This is a genomic window from Vibrio sp. ABH4_348 (assembly GCF_056159765.1).
This window is the reverse complement of record NZ_JBSWVW010000002.1, coordinates 708,380-723,409: the sequence shown is the minus strand read 5'-3', so window position 1 is coordinate 723,409 and position 15,030 is coordinate 708,380. Positions and strand designations below refer to the sequence as shown.

The following is a 15,030-nucleotide window of genomic DNA, read 5'->3' as shown; positions in this document are numbered from 1 at the left end:
CAAACTAGGGCGTGTTTAAACTAAGTACTTGATTGACGCCCGATTCACGGACAAACCACCGGTCGTGACTCACCAGTAAAAACGCACCTTTATAGCTCCGTAACGCCGCCGCTAAGTTCTGCTTGGAGCGCAAATCGAGATGGTTGTCCGGCTCGTCTAACAACAGCAAGGGTTTGTCACGTTTTTGACTAGCCACCAGCATCGATAGCTTCATTTTTTCTCCTCCGCTTAGGTCTGATACTTTGCGAAACACGCTGTCACGGCGAAAACCAATTTGCGAAAGCAAAGTCCTTGCTTCCGCATTGATACAACCAGCCACGAAATATTGAACGGTTTCAAATAGACTCAACTCTTGTGGTAAGACACTGTAATGCTGATCTAGATAAAAAACGGACGAGTTCAATCGACAAGTAGATGACTGACTATCAGTCAACTCTTGTTGCGATTGGCGCTTGATCAAGGTTAACAATGTGGATTTTCCCGTACCATTATCTCCTTGTAGATGGCATTTATCTCCCTGCCGTAAAACATGCTGGATAGAGGTTTTGTCACCAAATGGGAGCACTAGGCCAGAAAGTTCTAGTAAGGTCTTACGCTTAGTTTCCGAATTCTGAAACTGAAACTCCGTCCGATTTCGCTGGGCTTGTTGCTCTGAAAATTGCTTAACTTCTTCTTTAAGCCGTGATTCATTGAGCTTTTCTTTACGTAGTCTCGCCCCACCGTTAGCTGCCGCACGATTAATTTTTGCGTCCATCAAAATTTTCGGCTGACTTCCGCTTTTGAGTTGCCTTTTTCCGCTTGCCGCGCGTTGTTGAGCCTTTTCCAAGTTTCGCTGAGCCAATTTCTTAGCTTTGTTAAGTTCAGTTTTTGCCTGCAACAAATCACGTTCAATCGCAGATGTTTCCAGTTGGTACCGACGCTCAAACTCTTGGTAATTACCACCATAGATTTTCAACTTTTTCTGCTCAAGCAACCAGATTTCTTGTACGTATTGCAACAGCTCTCTGTCGTGAGTGACAAGTAAAATACAACCATCAAAGCAACGCATTTTGTTGATTAGCCAGTCTTTGCTCGGACCGTCAAGATGATTTGATGGCTCATCTAAAACAAGCAGTTCGGCACCTGATTCAAACAACATGTGCAGCTGCAATTTAGCCCATTGTCCTCCACTGAGCTGCTCACAGGGCATATCAGGTTGATAAGGAATACCGAGCTCAACCGACAAGGCACTCAGCTCCTCTCTGATTTGCCAGCGTTCCGCTAATAACTCAAAGTCGCGAATACAATCGCTACCTTGCTCAATTCGCTGCAACGCCTCTAATGGTTCCGCTAGGTTGAGATATTCAGCGATACTTTGGGTGTTGGATTGCTTCTCTTGTAGATAAAAACCAAAACTTGCTGTTACCGTGGCACTGCCAGTGCTTGGGTTTCGGCGCTTCAAGGCAATATCGACAAACGTCGACTTTCCGCAGCCGTTATCACCAACTAATCCGGTAATTCCAGTATTTAGATTGATCGAAATAGAAGAAAACAACGTTTCACCATCATCAAATTGATAGCTAACATTTTGGAAGTTAAGAATAGGCATACTACCTCCTAGAGACAGAGGTCGCGTCTTATACTTAGATGTCACGTTCAGTCGTTCTAAATAACCGCATACGAGTTACAGAAAACACTGAGTTTTGGGAAATATTTTTGGTGAGCACCGCACAAAACGCATACTAACCCTGTCGATCCGAAAAAATAAAAACAATTTAGGATGTACAACAGGTTTTAGTTATCCATTTCAGCACAGACTCCGAGAAAGGTGATGGCGGCAATTTAACGCAAAATCGTATTGCGCACAAGTGCATAGCCAAGTAACGTCATAACTACCAAAAACAAAAGGAAGCGAAATTGGAGAAAGTATATTTGTTTGATTGGGGAGACACTCTAATGAAGGACGATCCCAACGCCGAAGGTAAGATGTGTGATTGGCCTGCTGTCTCAGCGGTGGATGGAGCATTAGAGCTACTAGCAGAATTAAGCAAAAAGCATTCGATATATGTTGCGACCAACGCACAAGAATCAACAGAAGCGGATATCCGAAAAGCGTTTCATCGAGCTGGTTTAGACACTTACATAACTGGCTATTTTTGCAAGCAAAACATCGGGCTAGGCAAAGGAACTGCAGAATTTTTTGTCCGAGTTCTAGCAAAACTGGAAATCAATCCGAACCAAGCCGTTATGGTTGGCGATACGCCAGCGAACGATATTGCACCCGCTCTTGAAGCGGGCCTTGAAGCCATTTGGTTTAACCCCAAACAACTACCCAATCTGCATCAATACCGTATGGTTCACAACTTGACTGATGTATGTCAATAACAGGCTTATATCCAGGTGCGTTCAAGATACATGGATACAAAAAAGCCAGTCTAAGTTGACTGGCTATACAAGATTCTAGTTATTTTAAGCGTTGGTTGGTTGCGCTTGGTAGCGACCCGGCTTGTGGTTCATCGCCAAAATCAAGTTGAGAATCACCGCTCCTAATACAGAAAGCGCAATGATTTCAATGCTTACGATAAAGAACGACAAAACAACAATAATGCAGTCCAAGCCCATTTGCACTTTACCCGCGCGGATACCGAAGCGGTCTTGCAGGAATAAAGCAAGGATATTGAATCCGCCAAGACTCATTTTGTGGCGGAAAATCACCAGCATACCGATACCAATCATGCCACCACCCAAAATCGCGGCATAAATCGGGTTGATGTTAGCGATAGAAATCACGTGATGAAGGTGGTCAACCGCGAAAGAGACCAAAGTCACTGCAATAAACGTGTTAACGGTAAATCGCCAGCCCATACGAGTGAAAGACAACCAGTAGAAAGGTAAGTTTAACGCGAAGAATATTTGACCAAAACTAAAGCCTGATACCTTAGTTAAAAATAGTGCTAAGCCTGCTGTACCACCGGTCAATAAGCCCACTTGGTTGAAAAAAATCACCCCAAGTGAAACAAGCGCACTACCCATGATCAGAGCCAGCAAATTCTCTTGAATGCTATGTTCTTTATCCATTTGTTCTACATTCCCTAGGTAAAACCAAATTCAGCAAACAGCGCCGAATGAAATCGGGCATAAGATGAACTTAGATTGAGAAAATGTCGAGTAGATCACTGTATTTACTTAGTTACCGCATGTTTACATTTTTTTACGTGATAGTTTAATGGGGTTTACATCTCGCTTGGTCTTTCGCCTTTTCGCTTACAAAACAAACTATTTGTCCACAGAGGTTGGACCCGCATCATGATTAATCAGATTGTTAGTATTATTTTTCCCGTTTTTGCTGCTGTTACCGTTGGCTTCTTAATCAGTCGATTTTTCAAGTTGGATTTCACTGCAATCAACAAAGTGAATATGGAGGCTTTGATCCCGGCGTTGGTGTTTTCTTCTCTTGCCACCATGCCGCTGTCGGGCTCAGAAATGCCATTGATACACGCCTCTTTGGTCGCGATATTAGTTCCCGGTGTCATCATGCTATTAATTGCTAAAATGTTTGCACTCAACTTCCGCGCTTGGGCTCCACCGCATATGTTTCGGAATAGCGGCAACCTCGCTATACCACTTTTTACCTACACCTTTGGTGAATCTGCCATTGCACCTGCGGTATTGCTGTTTGTGATGTCGGCCTGCATCCACATTACGATAGGACTGGCGGTGTTGAGTAACGGAAATCCATTTAAGCAAGTATTCCAATCGCCGGTTTTTGTTGCTGCAGCACTCGGGATCGGCATTAACTTAGCCGGATTCGAACTTTGGCAACCGCTCTACCACGCGACCGACCTATTAGGTCAAGCTGCGGTACCATTGATGCTACTTTCTTTGGGCTCACAAATGCGGTTTTTGAAGTGGACGGGCATTAAAATAGGCTTGTGGTGCACAGTTCAATCGCTTCTGACCGGAGCCGTAGCCTTTGGCATTATTTACTTTTTCATTCCATTACCAAAAATGCAGATGCAAATGATGGTGTTGTTTTCCATGCTACCACCAGCGGTCATGAACTATCTATTTGCCGAAAGGTATCAAATTGAACCGAATAAGGTGGCATCCATGGTGTTATTCGGCAATTTCTTTGGTGTGTTAACTCTACCTTTACTGCTAACCATTGCTCTTGCCCTTTAGTTGAAGACCATCAACCAGTGATCATCGAAGAGTATTAACACGTAAACGAAACCACTAGTCTTGCTCATGGCGTCTAGCAATTGTGATTGAGAAACTTCGATCTGCAGATGCCCATTAAACCTGATTATTGGGATCGTTTAGTTGAAAATTAAAACCTTAGGTCACTACAAAAAGGTAAAGTTGGTACTTGGGGATCAGCTGAATCTACAGCATTCGTGGTGGCAAAGCCCAGACCCAGATGCTCTAGTCGTGTTAGTCGAGCTTAAACAAGAAGCGGATTATGCTTGGCATCATATACAAAAACACGTGGCATTTTTTGCGGCGATGGAAAGCTTTGCCAAACAACTGCAAGCACTTGGCCATTGTGTTTTGTATTTGAATTTGGACGATACGGCTCAATATTCCAGTTTGAACGTGTTACTTAGTGATTTGTTCAACCAAACCTCCTGTCGATGCTTTGAGTACCAGCGACCCGACGAATACCGGCTCGCAGAGCAGCTTACACAGATAGCAGAGCAATCAAACCTCGACGTCAAGCTCAGTGAAACTGAACACTTTTTACTACCATTTGACGACATCGCTAGCCACTTCACACCCAATAAAAAGGTGTTGATGGAGAACTTCTATCGCAAGATGCGTAAACGGTTTGGCTACCTAATGGCAGATGCGCAAACTCCATTGGCCGATAAATGGAACTTTGATGCGCAAAATCGCAATAAATTTAAAGCCCAAGACTTGGCTGCTATTCCAGCGCCGTTGCTGTTTCAAAACCCAACGGCGGCAATACTCGATAGACTTAGCCGACATCAGATATCCAATTTTGGAGAAATTGGAGAACAACTGCTTTGGCCAGTTAACCGCCATCAAGCACTCAATCTTCTCGCGCATTTCTGCCAGCTTTGTCTACCTAAATTTGGCGAGTTTCAAGATGCGATGACGGAACACTCTGAACATAGTTGGAGCCTGTACCACAGCCGGTTATCCTTTGCCCTTAACTGTAAAATCTTGTCACCAAAAGAGGTTATAGAAACCGCGATAGAGCATTTTGAAGCGCATCCTGACCACATTTCTATTGCCCAGATTGAAGGCTTTGTTCGGCAAATACTGGGCTGGCGAGAGTACATTCGGGGTATTTACTGGGCAAATATGCCCAACTATCAACACTTAAACCACTTCGCGGCCGACCGGGATTTGCCCGAATACTATTGGTCTGCCAACACCAAGATGTCGTGCATGAAATCAGCGATTGAACAAACGCGACAAACCGCTTACGCCCACCACATCCAACGACTGATGGTAACGGGTAACTTTGCTTTGCTTACTGGCATTGACCCAAGCCAAGTCGACCATTGGTATCTGAGTGTTTACATAGATGCGATTGAATGGGTAGAAATGCCGAACACTCGCGGTATGGCCTTATTCGCCGATGGAGGAATCATCGCGACCAAACCTTATGCCGCCAGTGGCAGCTATATCAACCGCATGAGTGATCACTGCAAGGCTTGCCACTACAAGGTCAAAGATAAAGTGGGTGAAAAAGCCTGTCCTTTTAACAGCTTGTACTGGCACTTCATGACACAACATAGAGAACAGCTTTCTCGTAATCCTAGAATCGGCATGATCTACAGAAGCTGGGACAAAATGGATAGCGAAGTCCAGCAACAAGTTTTACAAACCGCTCAACACAATTTAAATCGTTTACAGGAGCTATGATGAGCCCTCAATCTGTATTGATAGCCGGTGGTCGAGGCGGTATCGCACAAGCCCTTATCAACGCCATTCTTCAGCACTACCCACAAACCCACATTTACGTGGTGAGTCGTGCTGAACAACCCATTGATTTCCAAGACAACAATCAGGTTACCTGGCTTGTTGGTGACGTGCTCAATGAAGATTTTCTTCAAGAAGTCCTTGGTAATCTAGAGTCGCTAGACTGGGTGATAAATACTATTGGTATGCTTCATAGCCCGTTGCAAGGACCCGAAAAAAATCTACAATCGGTGAATATCGACTTTATGATCGAAAACTACGCGGTCAACGCGGGCTCTACCCTCATGTTGGCTAAACACGCACAACACGCGCTAAAAAAGAGTCCATCACCTAGGTTTGTCAGTTTTTCAGCTCGTGTCGGTAGCATTAGTGATAATCGACTTGGTGGCTGGTATAGCTATCGAATGTCTAAAGCGGCGCTAAACATGGCAATACAAACCCTGAGTATTGAATGGAAGCGAGTGCTACCAAAAGCCAGTGTCATGGCGCTTCATCCCGGAACCACAAATACTAAGTTGTCTCGACCTTTTCAAAAAAATGTCCCCGAGAACAAACTCTTTGCACCAGAAAAAGTCGCGGACTACACGCTAGAGCGAATACATCAGCTGGCACCGGAGAACTCGGGTTGTTTCTTAGCGTATGACGGTACACCAATAGAGTGGTAGCTTAGTAAACATGCATTAATCAAAAGAAGGATGACGAGATCCCAAACCTTTTAGCTGCTAAGCTACGCATATTATGTGCTTTATCTGGAGTATCTATGCGATTTCTTGTCATCCTACTAACGCTTTTCTCATTTCACGTCGTCGCTGAGGATGAAACGTATTCAGAAAGCCCAATTTTGGATCGACCACTGGTTGAACGTTATATCTTGGATGAGTTAAAAGCTCTGCGCCAAGACCAACAGGATTTGGAGCGCCGATTGGTTATTCAAATCACTGACCGCGAGCTAGATGTTGCGGACAAGTCACTTAACTATGCCAATGTTACCGTGACATACTTCTTCTACATCATTGCAGGAGTCGCATCGTTGATCGCCTTTATCGGTTGGCAATCTCTGCGCGAGTTCAAACACAACACCAAAGAAATGGCAGAAAAGCGCCTCAACAAAATCGCCTCAGACTACGAGAACAAATTTACCGCCCTCGAACGCGATCTAAAACGCAAAACAAGAGTCATTGCTGAAAACAATAAAGAGATCGAAAAAATCAATGAAATCCACAATCTATGGCTACGTGCGCAGAACTTGCCGACACCAGTGGAAAAGATCAAAGTCTACGATGATATCTTGCGAATTCGTCCAGGCGACTTAGAAGCCCTCACCTACAAAGCTGATGCGGCAATTGATATGGATGAGTACCACTGGGCACTGAGTATTTGTAATCGAGTATTAGAAGTTGATGACACCAATGCACCAGCATTGTATCAACGCGCCTGCGCATACGCTCAGCTGGGGGCTGAAGAGCAAGCTATCGAAGATCTTGAGCGTGCTATAGCTTTCAGCCCGTCAATCAAAGAGCGTTTCCCCCACGAAACCGAATTTGAGTCTTTGCACGGCAATAGCATCTTTGATGCTTGGATACCGGAGGACGCGGATGCTCAACCAAAACCTTAAAAGTTAGGTATTTTCATGATAATCGGAGCGCTTTAAGGCGCTTCGTTCAACACTTCTGTAATGGTTTTCCCCGGCTGGTTAAGGATATTGTCATCGCCTTTAACCTGACCATAAACATCATCCGGGTTGTACAACAGGCATGCGTCCATCGATAGGCACCCACAGCCGACGCAACTCGACAAGTTCTCTTGAAGTTGCTGTAGACGGGCAATGCGATCTTTTAATGACTGTTGCCAGTGCTCTGCCATTTTTGCCCACTCTTTCTTATTTGGCGCATGATGTTTGGGAAGCTCTTGCAAAGCTTCTGAAATATCCTCTAGCGATAGCCCCACATTCTGTGCTGCTTTGATGACCGCGATTCTGCGCAGTACCGCTCTATCGTAGCGACGTTGATTGCCTTGATTGCGCCAACTGGTTATCAGTCCTTTGCGCTCATAAAAATGTAATGCGGATACCGCTACACCCGCCCGTTTTGCTACTTGTCCAACCGTCAATTCCATTGCTTCACCTAATCCGTTTAATTTTTTGAACTTTTCTGCAAAGTTTCTCTTTACCTAAACTAATGTTGAGGTTTTAAGGTAGCAAACTATAACAACAAACGCACGGGAAACATCCAATGAAAAACAATAATATTTCCTATCTTAGTGGCCGATTCTTTGATGGTATTTCGTCAGGCTTATTCATGATGGCATTACCTTGGTTCATTCTGTCTGAACCGGGTCGCGGTCCTTTTGTCGCCATGGTGGCATTGACATGTACGGTGGTAACCTTCTTCCTCACTCCTTTTATTTCCGCCTGGATCGATCGCTATTCACGTAAACAGCTACTTGTCGTCAATATGGTTATCCAAACCTTAGTCTCTATTATTGTGGCAATGGCCTATGCGCTAGATATCGGTAACCACTGGTTACTTGGTGCTTCGCAAGTCATTTACTGGGTTTCGATCAACATGGCTTGGCATACCAATAATGCCTTTACCCAAGAAAACTGGGATGTGGAGGACTACAACAAAATTTCGGGGCATCAGGAGATCGTTGGTCAAGTCACGTTACTGGGCTCTGGTGCAGTCGGGGTAATGCTATTGGACCTGTGGGGGATGACCGAATTTGCACTGTTTGCCGCCATTGCTTCAGCCCTCTCCGTCTTGGCGTATGGGGTCACGCCTTATCGTCGTAAGCTGCGCGAAACCGCACGAGTATCTATCGTCAAACAGATCATTGAAAGTAAGGACGTTTTCAAGAACCAAAAGCTACTATTTACCTTTATTGTGTTCTCACAACTAGCCTATCCAGTGCTCACGTTTGTCGGCCAACTGGTCCCTATTTGGTTCGCAGAGCAAGGTTACAGCGGCCAATGGTACGCGACCTACAACACAGCAATGGGTCTTGGTGCACTGATCATCGGTTTCTTCATTACACGTGTCTTAGACAAGTTTGAGCACGTCAATGTAATTCGAAACTCGTTACTCGTTATGGGATTTGCCATCTTAATGATGGGGGCCGGCTTCGAACCTTGGGTCTTGATTGTGTTTGCCTCCATCTTCGCTTCATTCAAATCTATGGCCCGGATCACGCGGATTACTTTGATGCATAACCACGTCGATAGTCGAGTTAGAGGCCGAGCAGACGGTGGTTTAGCCATGCTAATGACGGCTATTCAATCCGTGGGTTACTTAATCATTGCGCATCTAACGTCAACCAATCAAACCCAACTGGGATTCTACATTGCCGGTGGGGTATTGCTGGTTTCCTTTGTGGTCACCACCGTCATTGGCTCAATGTTGAAAAAACAGTTTACTTCCCTACAAACCGCCTAAGAGAAGAATATGTATTTTGTAAAGACTGGAATTGTTTTAAAAACAGAAAACTACCACGAGTGCGTCGATTTTTATCACAACGTGTTGGGGCTAACCATTACAGAGCCAGAGAAAGTTGAAGATGATTTCCGAATGAGTGTTCTCGATTTTGGTGCAAGCTATTTGATGATAGAAACCGGCGGGTTAAGTCATCAAGTTGGCAAAGATGTATCCAAAAACCCTATTGTTTTGCGATTTGATGTGCGCTGTGCAAAGCGCGCTCTGCGAAAGCTGCTCAGAAAAAACATTGGTGGTGTCTTTTACCAATACGATTGGGCGGATCTGGTTATCGCCTACGATCCCGATGGAAATCGTATTGAATTAAAACAGCCGAAAAAGCACTAAGGGAGACTGCGATGAGACTCAATCAAATAACGATTCCAGCAAGAGATGTTGAGGTGAGCGCCAATTTCTATCGACGGCTCGGGTTTGTTCAGATCGTACAAAGTCCCCACTATGCCAGATTTATTTGTCCCGAAGGCGACAGTACATTTTCGCTCTATCTTACAGAGGAAGAGTTCCACAACCCCAGTGTGATCTACTTTGAACATGATGAACTAGACCAGCACGTCGAAAAGCTAGAAAGCCGGGGCTTTGAATTTCTAGAGCGGCCAAAAGATCAAACCTGGCTTTGGCGAGAAGCTATTCTTCTCGACCCAGCAGGAAACAAAGTTAAACTCTATTTTGCCGGTGAAAATAGACTCAACCCACCATGGCGGGTTGAAATCAGCAACTAAACCTAATGTAGGCGGCAGTTGGAATTAAGTCGCCTGCATCTCGACTATTTACCCTTCACAAATACTTAATGCTATTTGCCCGTATATCGATATTGTGAATAGACATCATGCGATATTTCTTCGATTTCAACAAAATACGCGTAAGTGCCTTTCATGTTCATTTTGGCGTGATCGACTAATACATGTTCATCAAACTCAACAAATTTGAGCTCCAAAACGAACTGATCAATCTCTGCCAACATCATTGGAGAGAAAGGACTGGTGTTGCGAATCCGGATAATCGAGATAAAGTAGTTTTTTTTATCAAAAACCAGTTCGCCAGTTAGCTTTTCGAGTGAGTCTTTACCCAAAAGCTCGTGATTCACAGGAAACGAAATTTGCACATAATTATCAGTTTCTGCGACAACATTTAAATCTGGACTACTAACTAAAGTTTTTAAGTTGAGCGGAATCGATTTGCGCTCTGTATTTTGGTTGAATCGTTCATCGAACTTACGTAATTGTTTAATTGTCGGTGCCACACCTGACACTTGCTGCAACTTCCACTGTTTCCCTTCGGAACGAGTCGGGTCAAAAGTCATGCTCTCTTCTCGAACGTTCCCTTCCTCATTTTCAAAACTGTACAAATGAAAAGCAAAACTGTCATTCGGTGTCGAAGTAAAACGCTCGACCGCTTTATCTAGCCAAACTCGATATTGGGTGGTGGAATCAGCTTGAGCTGAAGAAACAACCAAAGCAAATAAAGTGAGAGCAGACGAAAGAAAACGCACAGTGCAGCCTATAACAAGTAATTAAATTTCCCTGCAAGATAGTGCTCTGATTGTGAAATGGATGTGAATTGAAAGACTTGGCTAGCAGGTGGTAATCGTAAACACCCTTTAATCACCATAAAAGCTATCTGCCACGTTAAATGAGTCTATTATCATTAATAGGATTTTGTGAAGGAGAGCAGGATGAAGTTAACCATTTCTCAACTCGTCTATGCCGGTTTTGCCCTAGTTGTCGCCACAACCATTGGTGTCACAACCTTAGTTTTAAACGCCAATCAGCGAGTAACCGATAATGCTCAGCAAATTAGGACCGTTCACGTTCCAGGTGTGATTCTTTACTTTGAAATGTTGGATGAAATTAGCGATATGAAAGCCGATATGTTCGAATATCTCAGCGGCGATATCTCTGAAGTCGAGCATTTTAAGTCCAACCATTCCGCCTTCAACAAATATTTACAACGTCTAGAAGACCATAAAATTAATGGTGGAAAAATCGATTTTTCGATCGAAGAGTTGATCGCGTTGGGAGCCGAGTTCGCGGATGGCATTGAAAACCAAATCTTTGCTACCTATTCACCAGAAATTGAAAAAGAGGTACGTAAGTTAGCATGGACAGTGCAAAACAGTTACGTTACGCAAATAAACACAAAATTAGACTTGCTGCGCAAGGCAGCCATCAATCGCATTGCTCAAAGTAACGACACCAGAGCGAACTCCCTAGATCTTTTTATGCTGGATTCTATATCTGGGTTATCGACTTCGATTACTAACATTGGCCAAATTATTAGTGGCTACACGAATGGGTATGTTGATGCGTCCAGCAAAAACGAATTTAGCGCGCAAACCGAATTGTTCCAGCTTGATTTTGAAACCATGCAAGCTGACATCACTACAGTGCAAGACAAACAAATCTACTCCGAAATAAAGGCGCTGTTTGAATCGACCGTCAAAGACGCAAGCGTAATCTTCACTAAGTTCGACCCAGTTGCTAAGCAGCAGGCCTTTGAACTCGCTGTCACACTTAATGAAAACACCTATGAAGCAATTGACGACATCTTAAATGCCGCTTCGCAACACGAATCTGAAGCGGCGATAGTCAATACCGAAAGCACCTATCAAGAACTGAGTGAAATCAATAAAACGTTACTGATCTCAACAGTGTTAATCGCCATCCTCAGCCTAGTCATTGCAGTTGTCGTTGTAAGGCTGGTCAACAGTAGACTCAATCGTATTCAAAAGGCGTTGGTGGTGGCCAACAAAATTAAAGATGGTGATTTGTCAGCAGAGCCAATCCAAGTGAATACTATGGACCAAATTGGCGAACTCTCTACCGCTATTAACAGTATGAACCAATCACTAGCGAGTATCATTCTGCAGGTCAGTGATTCGTCATCGCAAGTCCAAAATGCATCGGAAAGCATTCACGTCTCTAGTCAAGATTCGGCATCCAACAGCAGCTTACAAGAAAACAAAGCCATGACGCTGACTGCTTCAATCGAAGAAATGTCACAAACCGCCGCCGACGTTGCCGAAAAGAGCGCCAATGCGTTTGACTGGGCTAATAAATCCAAAACCGAAGCAGAGCAAGGTGGTGAGTTGGTGCTGTCGACCATGTCAGACATCGAGTCTTTGAGCAAAGTAGTGCAAGAAACCAGTGATGATGTCGAGCGACTAGGAAAACGAAGCTCTGAAATTGGTGATGTCATCGGTGTTATTAACACTATCGCTGACCAAACTAATCTACTGGCACTCAACGCGGCAATTGAAGCGGCGCGCGCGGGCGAAGCTGGACGAGGATTTGCCGTGGTAGCAGATGAAGTGCGCAAGTTGGCAAGCAGCACTAGCAAGGCGACGTTGCAGGTTACCGATACCATTTCGGCGATCCAAACGGATACGGAAGCGGTTATGGCAAAAATAAGGCAAGGGACCGACAGCGCCAACCAATGTGTGCAGCAAGCCAAAGATGCTTCTGAATCATTCGACCATATTCTTGATGGATTTAACCAGTTAAATCAAATGATTGAGTCAATCGCCACAGCAGCAGAAGAACAGTCTAGTGTGGCCTCTTCAATGACAATCGACATGACTGAAGTCTATGAATTGGCGAAGAGCAACGCCAGTACCTCACATGATGTGCAAGCCAAATGTACCGAGATGAAAACCCTATCGGACTCGCTCAACCAAGTCGTATCGCGATTTACAATTAAGAGATAAAGCCTCTGAATTACTATAGCTACAATGTAAAAAGGCCAGCCCGTGAGAGCTGGCATTCTTACCGAAGTGAACCTTCCTGAGATTGACTAGATCCCAGCTGAGCATGGAGAGTCTAAAACACACTCAACCTTAGATGGTTCAATAGGGAGGTAAGATTATTGAGCCGCCAGTACCCCGTGAATCTCGGTTTTTAGATTGTCCGAAAGGGTACCAAATATGGCTTGTAAACTGTCTCCAATAACAACAACATCTCTCGCACCCAATGCTTTAAGACGTTCCTTGTCAACGTGTTCGATGTTCTTAACCGACACGCGGAGGCGGGTAATACAGGCATCGACCACTTTGATGTTCGCTTTGCCACCTAGAGCTTTAATGACGTCAACCGCAATTTCACCCGGAGCGACATTTTCGACGGCCGCTTCAACAGCATCTTCACGTCCAGGAGTTTTGAGATTTAGCTTAACAATCAGCGTCCTAAAGATGACATAGTAAAGCGCTGCCCAGATTGGACCGATCACTAAGAACAACCAAGCCTTTTGCGACATAGGTAAGTATAAGAAGAACTGAATACCGCCGTGTGCAAAGTCTGTACTGTGTTTAATCTCCAAAACAGAAGTGATAGCAAATGCAATACCGGTTAGGAAAATATGAATCACAAACAGAATCGGTGCAACGAACAAGAAGGTGAACTCAATTGGCTCAGTAATACCAGTTAGCCACGAAGTAAACGCGGCGGAAGCCATGATACCGCCCACTAGTTTTTTGTGCTCTGGCTTGGCGCAGTGGTAAATTGCAAGAGCAGCCGCTGGTAATGCCCACATGGAATACATAAAGCCACCAGAAAGGTAACCTGCTGTTTTATCGCCTTTAAAGAAGCGAGTCAGCTCACCAGTAAACTCTTTACCAGTTTCCGGGTCGATATAACTACCCACTTCAAAGAAGAAAGGAGCATTCCAAATATGGTGCAAACCAACTGGTAGAAGCGCGCGTTCTCCGGCACCGTAAATCGCCCAAGCCAAGGTTGGGTTTTGGTAAGCAGCCCAGTCAGAGAAAGTATCTAGAAGTGCACCTACTGGTGGCCAAGCAAAAGCCAAAAATGTACCCACAAGGATAGCGGACAAACCCGTTACGATAGGTACAAAGCGCTTACCTGCAAAGAAACCTAAGTATTCTGGCAAGCGGATATTGTAGAAACGGTTGTAGAGTGCTGCCGCTACGGAGCCCATGATAATACCGCCAAACACACCGGTTTGAAGCGTATCGACACCTAAGATCGTCGCATCAGTCTCCAACCCGCGTACTCCTGTAACAATGCCAAGTGCAGCGTTCATAATGATCAAACCGACAAGACCTGCCAATGCTGCCGCACCATCGTTACCCTTCGACAATCCAAGGGCAACACCCACGGCAAACATCAACTGCATGTTTCCAAACACACCATCACCGGCTGCAAGCATAATCTGGTTGAGCGCATCAGGAATGATTGAGAATCCTGCATTGCCAAGACCCAACATTAGACCCGCCACAGGCAATACCGCTACCGGCATCATCAATGACCGTCCTATTTTTTGTAACTGACCAAAAGCATTACCTAACATAAGGCCCTCCTATCGGTGCTTTTGAAGAGGCGACATATTGGACTTTCACGGCCTTTTGAACCTTGTAAATCGAATCAAAACCGTTATTTATCCATAACCTCTATGGGGTAAATGAAATTTTCCCATTCAGATTAAGTTACATTTTGAATTCCAAGGTTACATTTAGATACATTTTTGTAAGTATGGACTTACAAAAAAAATTCTTTGTAGATACCACTTTAGAGCTAAGAAGATTGAGTAAAGCTAGTGCTATATAGGACACTATTTCCATCAAGTTGCTGAATAAAAGACCGTGAGCTTTGACTCCGAT

At 44.5% G+C, this 15,030-nt stretch carries 14 protein-coding genes; 9 read left to right on the top strand and 5 right to left on the bottom strand.

Annotated elements, in window-relative coordinates; translation table 11 throughout:
- Positions 1–4: 4 nt before the first annotated feature.
- Entirely contained in the window at positions 5–1,588 is a 1,584-nt protein-coding gene (locus tag ACXAFJ_RS17050) for an ATP-binding cassette domain-containing protein (RefSeq protein WP_475325067.1), read from the bottom strand.
- A 308-nt stretch (positions 1,589–1,896) separates the two neighbouring features.
- On the opposite strand from ACXAFJ_RS17050, the gene ACXAFJ_RS17045 reads away from it, so the two are divergent.
- Positions 1,897–2,364: an HAD family hydrolase gene (locus ACXAFJ_RS17045; protein WP_475325066.1), complete on the top strand. Its 468-nt coding sequence runs from the start codon at positions 1,897–1,899 to the stop codon at positions 2,362–2,364.
- Between the two features lie 84 nt (positions 2,365–2,448).
- On the opposite strand, the gene ACXAFJ_RS17040 is transcribed toward ACXAFJ_RS17045, so the two are convergent.
- Complete coding sequence (locus ACXAFJ_RS17040; protein ID WP_475325064.1) at positions 2,449–3,057, bottom strand: YitT family protein; 609 nt, start codon at positions 3,055–3,057, stop codon at positions 2,449–2,451.
- 228 nt (positions 3,058–3,285) lie between these two features.
- Here ACXAFJ_RS17040 and ACXAFJ_RS17035 point away from each other — a divergent pair, with 228 nt between their 5' ends.
- From ACXAFJ_RS17035 to ACXAFJ_RS17020, 4 genes are all read left to right on the top strand, one after another.
- Positions 3,286–4,161: an AEC family transporter gene (locus ACXAFJ_RS17035; RefSeq protein WP_475325063.1), complete on the top strand. Its 876-nt coding sequence runs from the start codon at positions 3,286–3,288 to the stop codon at positions 4,159–4,161.
- 147 nt (positions 4,162–4,308) lie between these two features.
- Positions 4,309–5,874, top strand: a complete 1,566-nt coding sequence (locus ACXAFJ_RS17030; protein WP_475325782.1) for a cryptochrome/photolyase family protein — start codon at positions 4,309–4,311, stop codon at positions 5,872–5,874.
- Positions 5,874–6,596 carry an SDR family NAD(P)-dependent oxidoreductase gene (locus ACXAFJ_RS17025; protein WP_475325061.1) on the top strand — a complete coding sequence of 241 codons (723 nt, stop codon included), beginning with the start codon at positions 5,874–5,876 and terminating at the stop codon, positions 6,594–6,596. The genes ACXAFJ_RS17030 and ACXAFJ_RS17025 overlap by 1 nt, the downstream gene beginning before the upstream one ends.
- A 95-nt stretch (positions 6,597–6,691) precedes the next feature.
- Entirely contained in the window at positions 6,692–7,546 is an 855-nt protein-coding gene (locus ACXAFJ_RS17020; RefSeq protein WP_475325060.1) for a tetratricopeptide repeat protein, read from the top strand.
- Positions 7,547–7,578: 32 nt separating this feature from the next.
- On the opposite strand, the gene soxR is transcribed toward ACXAFJ_RS17020, so the two are convergent.
- Entirely contained in the window at positions 7,579–8,046 is a 468-nt protein-coding gene (soxR, locus tag ACXAFJ_RS17015) for a redox-sensitive transcriptional activator SoxR (protein WP_475325058.1), read from the bottom strand.
- A 116-nt stretch (positions 8,047–8,162) separates the two neighbouring features.
- Between soxR and ACXAFJ_RS17010 the strand changes: the two genes are divergently transcribed.
- From ACXAFJ_RS17010 to ACXAFJ_RS17000, 3 genes are read left to right on the top strand one after another with little or no spacing between them, the layout of a single operon-like run.
- Complete coding sequence (locus ACXAFJ_RS17010) at positions 8,163–9,362, top strand: MFS transporter (protein WP_475325057.1); 1,200 nt, start codon at positions 8,163–8,165, stop codon at positions 9,360–9,362.
- A 9-nt stretch (positions 9,363–9,371) separates the two neighbouring features.
- On the top strand, positions 9,372–9,746 hold the full coding sequence (locus ACXAFJ_RS17005) for a VOC family protein (RefSeq protein WP_475325056.1): 375 nt from the start codon (positions 9,372–9,374) through the stop codon (positions 9,744–9,746).
- Positions 9,747–9,757: 11 nt separating this feature from the next.
- The gene (locus ACXAFJ_RS17000) at positions 9,758–10,138 is read left to right on the top strand and encodes a VOC family protein (RefSeq protein WP_475325054.1); all 381 of its coding nucleotides are present in this window, start codon (positions 9,758–9,760) and stop codon (positions 10,136–10,138) included.
- 71 nt (positions 10,139–10,209) lie between these two features.
- Here ACXAFJ_RS17000 and ACXAFJ_RS16995 read toward each other — a convergent pair whose 3' ends face one another.
- Entirely contained in the window at positions 10,210–10,908 is a 699-nt protein-coding gene (locus ACXAFJ_RS16995) for a hypothetical protein (RefSeq protein WP_475325053.1), read from the bottom strand.
- Positions 10,909–11,091: 183 nt separating this feature from the next.
- Between ACXAFJ_RS16995 and ACXAFJ_RS16990 the strand changes: the two genes are divergently transcribed.
- Complete coding sequence (locus ACXAFJ_RS16990; RefSeq protein ID WP_475325052.1) at positions 11,092–13,122, top strand: methyl-accepting chemotaxis protein; 2,031 nt, start codon at positions 11,092–11,094, stop codon at positions 13,120–13,122.
- Between the two features lie 155 nt (positions 13,123–13,277).
- Here ACXAFJ_RS16990 and ptsG read toward each other — a convergent pair whose 3' ends face one another.
- Positions 13,278–14,720 (bottom strand): glucose-specific PTS transporter subunit IIBC, encoded by a 1,443-nt coding sequence (ptsG, locus tag ACXAFJ_RS16985; RefSeq protein ID WP_475325050.1) that lies wholly within the window; start codon positions 14,718–14,720, stop codon positions 13,278–13,280.
- Positions 14,721–15,030 lie beyond the last annotated feature (310 nt).

Bases quoted from the DNA above. Each gene is read 5' to 3' on its own strand.
- ACXAFJ_RS17035 (WP_475325063.1), top strand. From the start codon at position 3,286: ATGATTAATCAGATTGTTAGTATTATTTTTCCCGTTTTTGCTGCTGTT.
- ACXAFJ_RS17050 (WP_475325067.1), bottom strand. From the start codon at position 1,588: ATGCCTATTCTTAACTTCCAAAATGTTAGCTATCAATTTGATGATGGT.
- ptsG (WP_475325050.1), bottom strand. From the start codon at position 14,720: ATGTTAGGTAATGCTTTTGGTCAGTTACAAAAAATAGGACGGTCATTG.
- ACXAFJ_RS16990 (WP_475325052.1), top strand. From the start codon at position 11,092: ATGAAGTTAACCATTTCTCAACTCGTCTATGCCGGTTTTGCCCTAGTT.
- ACXAFJ_RS17040 (WP_475325064.1), bottom strand. From the start codon at position 3,057: ATGGATAAAGAACATAGCATTCAAGAGAATTTGCTGGCTCTGATCATG.
- ACXAFJ_RS17010 (WP_475325057.1), top strand. From the start codon at position 8,163: ATGAAAAACAATAATATTTCCTATCTTAGTGGCCGATTCTTTGATGGT.
- ACXAFJ_RS17000 (WP_475325054.1), top strand. From the start codon at position 9,758: ATGAGACTCAATCAAATAACGATTCCAGCAAGAGATGTTGAGGTGAGC.
- ACXAFJ_RS17020 (WP_475325060.1), top strand. From the start codon at position 6,692: ATGCGATTTCTTGTCATCCTACTAACGCTTTTCTCATTTCACGTCGTC.
- ACXAFJ_RS17005 (WP_475325056.1), top strand. From the start codon at position 9,372: ATGTATTTTGTAAAGACTGGAATTGTTTTAAAAACAGAAAACTACCAC.
- soxR (WP_475325058.1), bottom strand. From the start codon at position 8,046: ATGGAATTGACGGTTGGACAAGTAGCAAAACGGGCGGGTGTAGCGGTA.
- ACXAFJ_RS17025 (WP_475325061.1), top strand. From the start codon at position 5,874: ATGAGCCCTCAATCTGTATTGATAGCCGGTGGTCGAGGCGGTATCGCA.